Here is a 13,831-nt window from a genome sequence, read left to right on the forward strand (position 1 = left end):
TTGCGCTTTCCGAGGAAATAGTTATGTTTTCATTTTCCGTTTGAGCCTATTGATTCGCTTGATCAACTCGTATTCTTGCTCCTCATCTTTTTGTTTATAAGTGCGAACGAGCGATTTCCATATCTCATAAGACTGGATGGCATAGTTGTACGCTTCTTCTATCTTGCGGAAATAATGTTCATACGCTTTCGCTAATTCGGTTGCTGCCTTCATTTTCAGCGAGTCGTTGCTATGTTGGAATAAATCCTTCCAGATTTCCACCGCCTCTTCGTATCTTTTTTCCTTTTTGTAAAGAAGCGATAAATTCCATTTCGCTTTTATGGATTCTTGCATATCACTTTCGGCGACGTGTTCGTACACTTCCTTCGCCGCATTTATTTCACCTAAAGCAGCAAACCAGCGAGCTGTCTCGAATTGTTCAAGCGTGCCCCCCATCTCGTTCGCTTCTAAAATTTGTTTAGAAAGATGAATATAGAGGGTTATTAACGACAATATATCCATCTCATTATGTTGGAGCACTCCGAAAATTCGCTCTGGATGTGGTGTGGAGAGAAAATCAAAATACATCATCGGCGCTAAAAAGCCCGGAATATCACGTTCGCGTTCAATCCCAAGAATTTCTTTTTCCACATTCGCTAATCGAACCGATTCAAGCTTCTGTTTCCACATTCTTCGTGCCGCGTGGTATAAGTCAAAATGGCCAAATGCCGGCAATTTCGGTACCGTGTCACGAATGAGCGTATGGCGCGTTTTCAGTTTCGGCCAATCGAACGCTTTTCCATTATACGTGACCAATGTCGTATAATCGACTTCCGATAAAAAACTTTGATAGAGAGCGATCTCCGCCCCCGGATTTGGCAAAAAATGCTGACGAACAACTACACGATCGAAATAAACGCGGGCATGGCCAAGCAAAAAAATGACATGCCCTGTCCCGCTTCCAAGTCCGGTCGTTTCTGTATCAAAGAAAAATAAGTCACTGACTTCGTGCCCTTTGCTTGAAAGCGGGTGAGTAAAGGGAGCCTGCTGCCACATACTACAAACATCATGTAATTCACCGAGATGATATTGACCATGTCGGTAGTCTAGCGGATAGACGACTTCGCGAATAAGACAATATTCACCATCAAAAAAGAACGGCTTAACGCCAAAATCGAGCCAACGCTCAAAATATGGAATGGTCTCATCTCCCGTTTTTGCGGGAGATGACACTTGTGTTTCATCTTGATGAGTTGGCTCATTTCTAGCTATATGCCCTTTCAATCTTGCTAACTTATGTTTAATCGACATCATCTAACCCTCTCATTGCTTAATTTAAAGCAGTCAACAAATGTAACACATCTGTTTATGGATGAGGTATAGCACAAACACACGTATTGCTCTTTTATACAAGCTTATCCAAAAACGCTAAAATGGTTTGCTTAATATTATCAGTTGCTTCTTCTATAACCCCAATGCAGGAAGGGCATCCCTTATCACATGGACAGCTTTCAATCACTTTTTTAACTTCCCTCATGATTTCATCATAACGCTTAAACACTTCTTCTGATAACCCAATACCGCCCGGATAGCGGTCATACAAAAAGATCGTTGGCAAACCAGAATGAGCTGCTTTGATTTGCGGTACGACATGTACATCTCCACGATCACACATGACAAATACAGGAACTAAATTACTTAAAACATTCGAAATTCCCATTAGCACTTGTTCTATCGTTTGAGTACCTAAAGGAAATACCTCTTCGGAAAAATCAATCCATGTAGAACTAGTATGCAGTTCCTCTTCAGGTAAATGGATCGGGCCGGAGCCTATATTTTCGAACGTGCTTAACTTGATCTTCTTGAATATCGTCGGAAGAGCGTTTACAGTAACATCACCATAATGTAAACGCACAAAATTCCTTTCCTCTGCTTTATCTTCCTCGAGAACCTTTAGTTGGACAGCGAGGTTTGCATCAGTGAAATATTCTACATTCACTTCTCTTACATACGCTTTTTTCTCTTCCCAATCCAGCTTCTCTACTTGATACTGCACACCTTCATGAAGGTAAATCGCTTCCTCATGCAATAGAGTCATCGCACTAAAACGGTCCATTTCCCCTATCACTTTATGATTTGCAGTATTCGAAATATCAATAATGACCACATTTTCCTGCGATGCTGAACGTAAACTAATATTATGCGCTGGAAACGATTCGTTCATCCAATGCCATTTCCCACCACTGTAGTGAAGCACTCGTTGCTCAGCAAGAAATTCCATGATTTCATCAACTTCGATATGACCGAATTTTTCCCCTTTGCGAAAGGGTAATTCATATGCTGCACATTTCAAATGATCAACAAGAATAATTAAATTATCCGGATTAATTCGCGCCGATTCCGGGGAGCGATTAAAAAAGTACTCAGGATGCTGTACAATATATTGGTCCATGGGGGCAGAACTCGCCACCATAATAATGAGCGAATCTCCATGTCTTCGCCCAGCCCGTCCAGCTTGTTGCCATGTACTGGCGACCGTTCCCGGATATCCTGTCATAATACATACTTGAAGTTGTCCAATATCGACTCCAAGCTCTAAGGCATTTGTGCTAACGACTCCTATAATCTCGCCACTCCGCAAGCCTTTTTCAATTTCTCTCCTCTGTTTTGGCAAATACCCGCCACGGTAACCACGAATCGTTTTAGGGCCTAGCTCATCCTTAACAAGTTCCTGAATATGGCTCAAAATGACTTCTACACGCACACGGCTACGCGCAAAAACAATGGTCTGGACATGATTTTTCAAAAATTCTTTGGCGAGGTGATTGACCTCTACTGTGGCGCTTTTCCGAATGTTTAACGGCTTGTTTATTACAGGTGGGTTATAGAAAACAAAATGCTTCCGCCCTCTAGGAGCCCCATTATTATCAATAAGAGCCATCGGTTCTCCAGTTAAATTTTCTGCAAGCTCTTTTGGATTGGCAATTGTTGCTGATGTGCAAATAAACTGAGGATTGCTTCCATAAAAGCGACAAATGCGTTTTAAGCGCCTAATCACATTGGCAACATGACTCCCAAATACCCCGCGATACGTGTGAAGCTCATCAATCACCACATATTTTAGATTTTCAAATAATGATACCCATTTTGTATGATGCGGTAAAATCGCAGAATGAAGCATATCTGGATTTGTAATAACAATATGGCCTGCCTTACGAATTTTTTGGCGGATACTTGGTGCTGTATCTCCATCATACGTATAACTATTAATTGGAATTCCCATTTCCTCAATAATTTCGTTTAACTCACTTTTTTGATCTTGCGCAAGTGCTTTTGTCGGAAATAAGTAAAGCGCTCGGCTGTTCTCATCTTCAGCAATCGCCTGCAGAACTGGCAAGTTATAACAAAGAGTCTTCCCAGAAGCCGTTGGGGTAACTGCTACAATATTTTTCCCTTCTTGAATCGCTTCGTAAGCAGAATATTGATGCGTATAAAGTGCAGCAATTCCTCTTTGTTCTAAGGCTTTTCGAAGACGTTGATCGATCGTGTCCGGCATAGGAACCGTTTTCGCCTCTTGTGGTTCAATTTCATACCAATATACGACATTTGGATTGCCTCTCAATTCTTCTATCAATTCAGAAAGGCTTTTTTTCTTCATCATTTCCTCACCTCATTCAATCCAACTCTTATTTTAATCAAAAATCTATCATGCTTTCTATAAAAATAATATTATCCCCCGTTATAACACCGGGATCAGCCGGAGGGTTATTTTCGGATTATGCGGTGAGAACATGGTTTAGTTTGTTTTTAGGCAAAGCTCATATTAGTCCCCTAATGAATAAAACATTTGAAGAAAGCGCTGATGGGCAAAAGAACGGCTGTGAGTATCACCCGACAATCCCTAGAGATGTTTCCATCTATCGGTTTCCTCATTCAAGGGCGTCTTCTTCTCTCTAAAACAAAGTGAGCCCAACTTTTTTCCATACTATTTTAACAACCGCTTCATCCATTTTAACGCATTCGGATGATTCGGGTACCGAATTGACAAATCTAACGCTGTCGTTTGTTTCAGAACGCTTTTATAATGGGAAAATGCATCAAAACTCGCCTTTCCATGATAAGCGCCAAACCCGCTTTGACCAACGCCGCCAAACGGTAAGTATGGTGTTGCAATATGCATAAGCGTATCGTTAATGCAGCCACCGCCAAAGCTCACGCGCTCGATTATGTGTTGTTGAACGCGGTGATTTTCGGAAAATATATACAAAGCAAGCGGCTTTTCATAACGATGAATGCTCGCAATCACTTCATCAATGGACGTAAAAGCAAATACAGGTAAAATCGGTCCGAAAATTTCTTCTTGCATGATTGGATCATCCCATGAGACCCCTGCGATGATGGTCGGTTCGATCCATCGCTGTTCGATCTCATATCGTCCACCGTGTACGATCGTTCCTTGGTGCAAAAAAGAAACCAGCCGTTTTGTGTGACGTTCGCTCACGATTTTCGCATAATGCTCGCTTGTTTCTGGCTGTTCTCCGTAAAACTCCCGAATATAATGCTTCATCTTTTCAAGAAGCTGCTCTTTTACCGCTTCGTGCACCAATAAATAATCAGGGGCGATACACGTCTGCCCAGCATTCGCGAACTTTCCCCAAACAAGCCGTTTTGCCGCCCGTTCAAGGTTCGCCGTTTCATCGACAATCGCAGGACTCTTTCCCCCTAATTCAAGCGTTAGCGGAGTGAGATGTCGACTCGCCGCTTCCATCACGATTTTTCCAACCGGAACGCTTCCGGTGAAAAAAATATGATCAAAGCGCAACTTTAATAGTTCCGTACTGACGTCAACTCCCCCTTCCACGACCGCCACATACTGCTCATCAAACGCCTTAGAAATGATTTTTTTCAAAAGTGCCGACATCTTCGGCGTATACTCTGATGGCTTCACAATTGCACAATTTCCTGCAGCGATGGCTCCCACTAACGGAGCGATTGCAAGCTGAAACGGATAATTCCAAGGAGCGATAATGAGGCTCACTCCATATGGTTCCGGGTAAAGAAAACTTTTCGCCCCCAAATGCGTCAGCGGCGTTTTTACCCGCTTCGGCTTTGTCCATTTTCGCAAGTGCTTCATCATAAAGCGGATTTCCTTATATACGAAACCAATTTCCATGCTATATGCTTCAAGCGGTGATTTTCGCAATTCCTCATACAATGTTTCCATGATTTGTTCTTCGTATGATTCAATTGCCTCTTTTAGCTTTTTCAGCTGCTTTAGGCGAAATTTAACACTCGTCGTTTCTCCGGTGCGAAAATATTGTTGTTGCTTGGCTAGGAGTTCAGCACTCATGACAGTCCGCCCCCTTCACCCCATAGAAAAATAAACGAGCAAGTTCTTCCGTAAACCGTTCATCATACAAAGATGGATGGAGTCGATCCCCCATTTCTCTCCATATTTTTAAATAAAATAACAGTGTGTCGATCGAAATATTCGGGGCGATTTCTCGTTTTTGTTGTGCCTCCTTGACCATTTCGATAAACAGCGGAATGAGCCGGGTTTGATATAAAGATTCTACGACGTTCCGAATTTGTTCATCTTCTTTCATCAAGTTTTGAAAAAGATCTACACGAATTTGTCGAATCGCCCTTTTCTTTTCAAAAATAATATATTCGACTTTTTCTTGAAATGGACGGTCCGCTTTTAAAAATTGTTCACGTTGCTCCACTTGCTCAATGAGATATTCAATGATGACTTCTCTGATCAGCTGTTCCTTACTGTGAAAATGATTGTAAATCGTCACTTGCGACACATTTGCTTTTTTGGCAATATCGCTGATTTTAATATTTTTCGGATCTGTATCTTTTAACATTTCTAAAGTCGCTCGTTTAATATCTTGTTTTTTTCTTTCTGTCCGCTTGGCAAAGCCGCTCATCGTACCACCTTCCTCCTTTTTATACTTCTATTATGACATTTAATGAAATAATTATAAATAAATATTTCAAAACTCATTGACGATGAAATAATAAAAGCGTATGATGAAAAATGAAATATTCATCATAAAAAATTTCATTTTCACCTCGGAGGTGGAACATTATGATTCAACTGCAAGGATTAACAAAAGTTTTTCCGAATGGCAAAGGAATTTTTGATGTCACCTTTACTGTCGAAAAAGGTGAAGTGTTTGGTTTTTTAGGACCAAACGGTGCAGGCAAATCAACAACCATTAGACATTTAATGGGCTTTATGAAGCCGACAAAAGGGACGGCATCAATTAACAATTTCAATTGTTGGAACGAAGCATCCTCGGTTCAGAAACATATAGGATACTTGCCCGGTGAAATCTCGTTCCTCGAAGGAATGACAGGATTCGAATTTTTAAACTTACTAGCTGGAATGCGCGGAATGAAAAACTTCAAATACCGCGATGAACTTATCGAAAGACTTCAATTTGATGTTCACACGCCAATACGAAAAATGTCAAAAGGAATGAAGCAAAAAGTTGGAATCGTTGCCGCGTTTATGCACGATCCCGAAGTGATTATTCTTGACGAGCCGACATCCGGTCTCGATCCGCTTATGCAACAAACGTTTATTGAGATTGTTCTTGAAGAAAAGAAAAAAGGAAAGACGTTTTTCATGTCATCGCATAGTTTTCCTGAGATTGAAAGAACATGCGACCGGGCTGCCATTATCAAAGATGGGCGAATCATTGCCGTGAAAAATATTCACGAACTTCAATCGATGCAACGAAAACTATTTGATGTCGTCTTAACATCTGAGTCAGAGGTTCAAGATCTTTTGCAATCACCATTAGACATTATCAGCCATAACGGCAATCGTGTGCGGATCGCTGTGCAAGGAAATTATGATACATTTATCCGCGAACTTGCCAAATACAACGTTCAAAGTATGGATGTGCATGTGCAAAGTCTGGAAGACATCTTTATGAATTATTACGATCGGCGAGGTGATGAGCGATGAATTTCGCCTTATACAAGCAAATGCTAAAAGTTCATGGCAAAACCATATTGAGTTACTCCATCGGCTCTGCCTTTTATCTGTTATTAATTGTCGGGATATATCCGTCCATTGCCGATTCACAAGCAATGGAAAAGTTATTAAAACAAATGCCAGAGCAATGGCTCAAAGCATTTGGCTTGAATACCGGCATGGGAAATCTGACCGAATTTGTCGCCGGAGAATATTATAGCTTACTTTTCATTTTAATCCTTTCGATTTACTGCATCATGACAGCCAATCAGCTCATGGCGCGGTTAATCGATCGCGGGTCGATAGCGTATTTGCTTGCAACGCCGAATTCCCGGCAAAAAATCGCTTTTACCCAAGCACTTGTCCTTTTAACAGGTATAGTAACAATTGTTTTTATCACAACAATAGCTGGAATCGCTGGTGCCGAGTGGCTCGTTTCTGACTACTCACTTGATCGCTCGTTATTTATCCAAATGAATCTTGTCGGCCTTCTACTATTTTTTGCCATCAGTGGCTATTCTTTTTTCTTTTCAGCCATTGTCAATGACGAAAAACAGGCATTGTCTTTATCAGCAGGTGTCACTTTCTTATTCTACTGCTTCGATTTAGTCGGTAAATTGGCTGAGAAAGTAGAATGGCTAAGAAACATCTCTCTATTTGCGACGTTTCAGCCAGCAGAAATTGCTCAAGGAAATGCAGATCTTCTTCCTGTATGCATTCTTTTATTTGCGTTAGGTATGATCAGCTATATAATGGCCATCCTTATCTTTTCGAAGCGCGATTTAGCGATCTGACTTCTTGCAATCAAATAGCTTGTGTACAATGAAAAAGGACTGTTCCCTAACCAATAGAGGAAACAGTCCTTTTTGTATAAAGGTTCGATCAATCTTCATCGCTTGCGAAAAAACGTAAAATGTAAGTAAATAAGTTAATAAAATCGAGATAGATATTGACGACAATCATCGGAATGTCCGCTTCAGAAAATCCGTAACGTGCTAACCGATTGATGTCGTAAATCGTAAATCCAAGAAAAATCAAAATCCCTAATGCGGAAATGCCCATTTGCCCGACACTAGAAAACGGAATAAAAAATTGAATGAGGAGTAAGCCGAGTAAAGCAAATGCTCCCATCATTAAAAAGCTGCCAAGAAAGGAGAAGTCCTCTTTCGTTTTCGCTGCATAAAGCGCTACTCCCGTAAAGGATACAACCGCTAATGCAAACCCTTTTAACACCGCAGCCGCGCCAATGATCGCAATATACTGTGCAATGAGCGGAAATAACGTCGCACCAGAAACAAACATAAAACTATACATAAGTGGATAGCCGACTGCTCTTTTGCTTCTTGCGAATATCATCACAATCAGTAAAATCAATTCTAGTACGAGGAGTGGAAAGTACATTGTTGCGGGAATCCATTGACCGACGTATAATCCCCCTGTAGCTACCGCTAATGCAACCAAAAACGTAAACACTAATTTCGCAATTGGACTCGATGAATACGTTGATGAATAATTCACCATTCATTCCCCCTTTTTTACTCAGTTTATCATATTGCGGCTTATTGGTCATTGGTTTGTTGGATCTTTTTTGTTATAAAAGAAGAAAAATGAAATGTCTAATGGATATCAACGTGATTATAAATCGGCTATCGAAAACTCTGCCGTTACTGAACCGTTTTTTTACTCTATGCTAATCCAAAAAGAAGCTTAAAGTGGAGTAGCATTTTTATAAACGATTTTTTCTTTAGGAACAATATTGAGGTAATTCCTTTTTACGTATCAACTAAAAAGGCTGTAGATCGTTATTTTTGCTAGCTGTCGTCATTGGAAATATTCCTTGTTATATCTTTGTCAAGCGAGATTTTTTTCGTATCCGCACCGTATTTTCCCCTGTGTTTCTAACTACCATTGACAACAATGATACTTACTTTTCCATTCGTCGTATTGATCGGTGTTTATTACAACCTGAAAGATTGACTGTGAAAAATTCCATTTTACATGGCCATTATCCACGGAATGCTTTTGAAACCTTTGCATTCATCCGTACACAAATGACTCGATACGAATACAAATGGGATTTTTAGTTACGCTAGACCATTCTCTACAAAAAGGAAGCAAGATATACATACATATCTGATACGATAAAAAGCTCGCGATCATGCGAGCTTTTTGACATTTAGAAATTAATCCGCAAATAAATCCGAAGACAAATATCGCTCCCCGGAATCTGGGACCATACAAAGAACACGTGCTTCCTTAGGAAGGCGTTTGGCTACTTCGATGGCGTAATAGGCTGCGGCACCTGCTGAAGCGCCAACGAGAATTCCTTCCTCGGCAGCAAGACGGCGCGACATCATTTGCGCATCTTCATCCTTAATTAAAAAAATGTCATCGTAAATATTACGATTTAATATTTTCGGAATAAAACCTGGACCGGTTCCGGGAATTTTATGCGGGCCCGGTTTTCCACCTGACAACACAGGCGAGCCATATGGTTCGACAACATAAATTCGTAAGTGGGGAATATGTTTCTTCAATTCCTCTCCTGTTCCCGTTACCGTTCCGCCCGTACCGGCTGTTAAGACAAACGCATCGAGCTTCCCATCAAACGCCTCCAAAATTTCTATCGCTGTACTGTGACGGTGCGCATCCGGATTGGCCGCATTCTCAAATTGCATCGGGATAAAACTATTCGGAATTTGCGCAGCAAGCCGATTTGCTTCATCAATCGCTCCTTGCATGCGCAGCTCAGCTGGAGTCAAATACACTTCTGCCCCATACGCTTTTAAAATTTTGACCCGCTCCACTGTCGCATTATCCGGCATCGTAATGATGCATCGGTAGCCTTTTGCAGCACATACCATCGCCAGACCAATTCCGGTATTCCCTGAAGTCGGCTCAATAATCGTGCTTTTTCCGGGAATAATCTTTCCTGCCATTTCGGCCCGGCGAATCATATTGAGCGCAGCCCTGTCTTTGACACTTCCTCCCGGATTAAAAGATTCCAATTTTATATATACATCTGCTCCATGCGGGTCAGGAATTCGGTTTAGTTTTACAACCGGCGTATTCCCGATTAAATCTAGGATTGATTCGTATCGTTTCATCGGCATCTCCAACCTTTATTCGCTCATTCTTACTTGATTATATGACTTTCATCATTTCCTTTCAATGCTTCACACATTTGTCATCATTATCGTATTCGGCACACATCTTGCCTTTATCATGAAGCATTAGAAATGGGAGGAAGACTATGAAAAAGTACATTTTATCGAAACAGGAGCAGGTTTATTATTAACGGAGCGGTGGCTCATGGGAGCATTAACCATCACTCGCATCATCGTGATGGACATGGCGAACATATTTCCATGTTCGATGCCGTGGAAAAAGACGGTGAAACATGTGCTTTCGACTTAAATGATGTAGGGGGTCACGAATCATGGAATGTACATCGTCAAACTGAACGACGAAAAAGAAACAATCGTAACTATTGCTTCAGATGGTACGCAATGAGTAAAGAAGCAAACAAGCTCACCTCGATTAGCATTTGGACGGGTATTTTCTTAGCGGCAAAAATGCTGCGTGCATAATCGAAAAAGAAACAGAAACAATAGCCGCCTAAAAATCAAGAGGACCTCCCCTCACGGTCCGTCCCCTTTTCGTTTATTCTGTCCATATAGGCAGATGAATGAAAACAGCTGTCCCTTTCCCTTCCTCACTTGAAAACGACACCGTTCCGCCATGAAGGTAAATAATTTGCTTGACAATCGCTAATCCTAATCCCGTTCCTCCTTCTTTTCTTGTCCGCGCCTCATCAACGCGGAAAAATCTTTGACCAAGGAATGGAAGTTTCTCTTTTGGAATACCTTTCCCTGAATCACGAATCATCAGCTGACAATGGCGAGGATCGGTTTGCTCAAGCTGTACATGAATCGTTCCACCGTTTGGCGTATAGCGAATTGCGTTATCCAGAAGATTATGGATGACTTGTTCTATTCGGTCACCATCACCTTCAATGATAATGTCCGGGTTTAAATCCGTCGTCAGAGACAATTGTTTTTCGCACAAAAATGGTTCATACTTAGCTAATGTATCTTCAATCACTTGGGAAAACACAAGAGGAACTTTCCGCAGCGGAACACTTTTTCCTTCCAGCTGTGCTAAATCGAGCAAGTCGCGGACAAGCCGCTCCATTCGGCTCGCTTCACGGTGAATCAATCTTACATACTTCTCTTCATCGTCTTTCGTTTTCACCATTCCTTCAAGAATGGCTTCACTATATCCTTTGACATAACTTAATGGCGTTCGCAACTCATGAGAGACATTCGCTAAAAATTCCCGCTTTCTCATATCTTCTTCATCAATCGATCTAGCCATCACGTTGAAGGCTTTTGCTAACCTTCCCACTTCATCATCCGTACGAATCGGAATTTGTGCTTTATAATCCCCTTGTGACATTTTGTACGCCACTTCTTCCATTTCTTTTAACGGTCCAGCGATGTGACGAGCCATTCTTTTTCCCACAGCAAGCAACATCACTACAAACACGAGCGCCAGCGGAATCCAAATATCAGCGACTTCTTTTGTCATATCTTGAATGCTCGCTAGAGGAATATAGAGATAAAGCACCCCTTCTAACCGATGTTCATCTAAAAGCGGAACAATGATGCCCATAATTTTGTGGCCAAATCGCTTTTCATAACCGATCTTTGTTACAATGTCACCGTTTAACAGTTTGGCGCGGTCTGACTCGCTAATTAACGAATCGTAATCAATTTGAAACGGCAAACACGCGCTTAATTCTCGCGGGTTATTGACTAACAACACTTCCGCTGTCGATTTTTCATTATACCATTCCACTTGCTTTCGATAACTTGCTGTAATCGGTCCGCCGTGATAATCGCCCGCTAAGTTTTTCCCTTCTTCAATTAATGTCTGCTCAACTTTATCTACATATAATTTTTGATAAAAATAATTTAAAAGAAAATAAGAAAACGATACGGTGACAATTACACCCATACTAATCGTAAGCCAAATTTTTTGCATTAATGTCATCGACCTTGGTCGCATTCGTTACACCTCAAACTTATAGCCAATTCCCCATACCGTTTTAATGAAATGGCTTCCTTGCTTCAACTTGATGCGCAATGTTTTAATATGCGTATCGACTGTTCTTGCATTGCCTGTATAATCATATCCCCATACGCGTACAAGCAAATCATCCCGGCTGAATACTTGTCCATGATGTTTGGCAAGAAAGAGAAGTAAGTCAAATTCTTTTAACGTTAACACGATTGTTTCTCCATCCACTGTTACTTTTCTTCCTTTTTCATCAATACAAAGCGGTCCGAAAGAAAGTCCTCCGTTTCGATGCTTCTCCTGATATACACGCCGCATGACCGCTTCAATTCGGGCAATGAGCTCACCTGGGCTAAACGGTTTAACAATGTAATCATCCCCGCCAAGCTTTAATCCCTTTACTTTGTCCCATTCGTCTCCTCTTGCTGTTAAAAACAGCACCGGCACATCAGATTGTTCGCGAATGCGCGCGCACAACGTAAACCCGTCCATCTTCGGCATCATAATATCAAGCAAAATCAAATCCACTTGTTCTCTCCTTATGATTTGCAATGCCTCTTCACCGTCTTTTGCCTGCAAACAAGCAAATCCTGAATTTTCTAAGTACATGCTCACTAAAAATCGCATATCTTCCTCGTCGTCAACGATTAACACTGTTTTCTTTTCCAAGCACATCCTCTCCTCGAATAAGTAATTGAAACGGTCCTTTTCCGGTTTTCCAGCGGGCGACGATTCGTAATGTGCGCTCATCTATCACATAAATCTCATCACTATCATAGCTAGCGACATATAAACGCCCATTTGCTCCTATCATCGTGAAAGGGTTCGCTCCAACGGTTAATGAAGCCTCTTGTTGCCCCGATTTGCTCCATTTTCGAACCATGTTCGAGCCATGGCTTAATCCAAAAACGCCTTCGTTTGTTTCCACAAAACTCACTGGCATATCTGGGGCGTCAATTAATTTCAAAAGCTTACCGGTTTTTAATGAATACACGTGTATTTTTGTTTCGACCGTACTGCCGCTGCCATGCCCCCCAACCCAAAGCTCTTGTTCATGTTCGCGAAGCAATCCCCCGAATGCAAATTTCGGAACGGAGAATGTATCCATCACTTGCCGCTTGTCCACATCGATGACATAGGCTTTTTCATCATAAAAATCGATGACATATAACCTCGTTCCTGTACGATTTTGCAGCAACGTAAGCGGCTGACTCCCGACTTTGATTTCACCGCTTTCCTTCCCGTTCATTTGAAACATTCGTATCGCTTTTCGCCGCCCATCAGCAAGAAAAATACGGTTTCCATCGTTCGAAACAAGAGCGCTCACAATTCCTTTTCCTGTCTTCCACTCGTTTTTCAGCTTTCCGGTCACTACATCGTATGCATACACTCTGTCCAATTCGTCTCCATACAATAACAACGTATTTCCATCGGGAAACAGTGCCCCGCCTTTCACAGGTTGCTTCAAGTTCCATTGCGCTACTGTAGTTCCTTTGTACAAATCGAAAAATGTAACGCTTCCATCTTTTACATTCACGCTAATCAACGTTTCTATCTGTCGCGAAATGGAGGGGAGCGTCTCGCTTTCACACCCTGCTAATAACACACAAAAACTAACGATTAACGCACAAACGAGTCTCATAATTTCCCCCTTTTTTTCAAAAACAAGTTGATTATAAACGAATATTGTGAAAGATTTGTGAAGTATTGTTAACTTTTCACGTGACTCCTATATAAAAAATATTATTTTGCTTCTATTCATGTTTTTCTTTTATCATTTAT

Annotated in this window: 12 protein-coding genes; 3 read left to right on the forward strand and 9 right to left on the reverse strand. The window is 41.3% G+C overall.

Features of this window, described 5'->3' with window-relative positions; translation table 11 throughout:
• Nucleotides 1–21: 21 nt before the first annotated feature.
• The 4 genes from ISX45_RS07460 to ISX45_RS07475 form a co-directional block, all read right to left on the reverse strand.
• Complete coding sequence (locus tag ISX45_RS07460) at nucleotides 22–1,284, reverse strand: ribonuclease H-like domain-containing protein (RefSeq protein WP_407649754.1); 1,263 nt, start codon at nucleotides 1,282–1,284, stop codon at nucleotides 22–24.
• 100 nt (nucleotides 1,285–1,384) lie between these two features.
• Nucleotides 1,385–3,637 carry a DEAD/DEAH box helicase gene (locus tag ISX45_RS07465; RefSeq protein ID WP_194520648.1) on the reverse strand — a complete coding sequence of 751 codons (2,253 nt, stop codon included), beginning with the start codon at nucleotides 3,635–3,637 and terminating at the stop codon, nucleotides 1,385–1,387.
• Between the two features lie 327 nt (nucleotides 3,638–3,964).
• Complete coding sequence (locus ISX45_RS07470) at nucleotides 3,965–5,329, reverse strand: aldehyde dehydrogenase (RefSeq protein ID WP_194520398.1); 1,365 nt, start codon at nucleotides 5,327–5,329, stop codon at nucleotides 3,965–3,967.
• On the reverse strand, nucleotides 5,319–5,912 hold the full coding sequence (locus ISX45_RS07475) for a TetR/AcrR family transcriptional regulator (protein ID WP_194520399.1): 594 nt from the start codon (nucleotides 5,910–5,912) through the stop codon (nucleotides 5,319–5,321). The genes ISX45_RS07470 and ISX45_RS07475 overlap by 11 nt, the downstream gene beginning before the upstream one ends.
• 161 nt (nucleotides 5,913–6,073) lie before the next feature.
• Between ISX45_RS07475 and ISX45_RS07480 the strand changes: the two genes are divergently transcribed.
• Both ISX45_RS07480 and ISX45_RS07485 read left to right on the forward strand, forming a co-directional pair.
• Complete coding sequence (locus tag ISX45_RS07480; protein WP_194520400.1) at nucleotides 6,074–6,961, forward strand: ABC transporter ATP-binding protein; 888 nt, start codon at nucleotides 6,074–6,076, stop codon at nucleotides 6,959–6,961.
• Entirely contained in the window at nucleotides 6,958–7,764 is an 807-nt protein-coding gene (locus ISX45_RS07485; RefSeq protein WP_194520401.1) for an ABC transporter permease subunit, read from the forward strand. The genes ISX45_RS07480 and ISX45_RS07485 overlap by 4 nt, the downstream gene beginning before the upstream one ends.
• 88 nt (nucleotides 7,765–7,852) lie before the next feature.
• Here ISX45_RS07485 and ISX45_RS07490 read toward each other — a convergent pair whose 3' ends face one another.
• Nucleotides 7,853–8,491, reverse strand: a complete 639-nt coding sequence (locus ISX45_RS07490) for a Bax inhibitor-1/YccA family protein (protein ID WP_228485665.1) — start codon at nucleotides 8,489–8,491, stop codon at nucleotides 7,853–7,855.
• 662 nt (nucleotides 8,492–9,153) lie between these two features.
• Nucleotides 9,154–10,077 (reverse strand): cysteine synthase A, encoded by a 924-nt coding sequence (gene cysK / locus ISX45_RS07495; RefSeq protein WP_194520402.1) that lies wholly within the window; start codon nucleotides 10,075–10,077, stop codon nucleotides 9,154–9,156.
• Nucleotides 10,078–10,275: 198 nt separating this feature from the next.
• Between cysK and ISX45_RS07500 the strand changes: the two genes are divergently transcribed.
• Complete coding sequence (locus ISX45_RS07500) at nucleotides 10,276–10,560, forward strand: hypothetical protein (RefSeq protein WP_194520403.1); 285 nt, start codon at nucleotides 10,276–10,278, stop codon at nucleotides 10,558–10,560.
• A 73-nt stretch (nucleotides 10,561–10,633) separates the two neighbouring features.
• Here ISX45_RS07500 and ISX45_RS07505 read toward each other — a convergent pair whose 3' ends face one another.
• The 3 genes from ISX45_RS07505 to ISX45_RS07515 are packed head-to-tail and all read right to left on the reverse strand — an operon-like array spanning nucleotide 10,634 to nucleotide 13,691.
• Nucleotides 10,634–12,040, reverse strand: a complete 1,407-nt coding sequence (locus ISX45_RS07505) for a sensor histidine kinase (protein ID WP_194520404.1) — start codon at nucleotides 12,038–12,040, stop codon at nucleotides 10,634–10,636.
• A gap of 3 nt (nucleotides 12,041–12,043) precedes the next feature.
• Nucleotides 12,044–12,718 carry a response regulator transcription factor gene (locus tag ISX45_RS07510; RefSeq protein ID WP_181556303.1) on the reverse strand — a complete coding sequence of 225 codons (675 nt, stop codon included), beginning with the start codon at nucleotides 12,716–12,718 and terminating at the stop codon, nucleotides 12,044–12,046.
• Nucleotides 12,690–13,691, reverse strand: coding sequence for a YncE family protein (locus ISX45_RS07515; RefSeq protein ID WP_194520405.1), 1,002 nt, complete (start codon nucleotides 13,689–13,691; stop codon nucleotides 12,690–12,692). The genes ISX45_RS07510 and ISX45_RS07515 overlap by 29 nt, the downstream gene beginning before the upstream one ends.
• Between the last annotated feature and the right edge of the window lie 140 nt (nucleotides 13,692–13,831).

The sequence above is a fragment of the Thermaerobacillus caldiproteolyticus genome, from assembly GCF_015326725.1.
Taxonomy (GTDB): domain Bacteria; phylum Bacillota; class Bacilli; order Bacillales; family Anoxybacillaceae; genus Thermaerobacillus; species Thermaerobacillus caldiproteolyticus.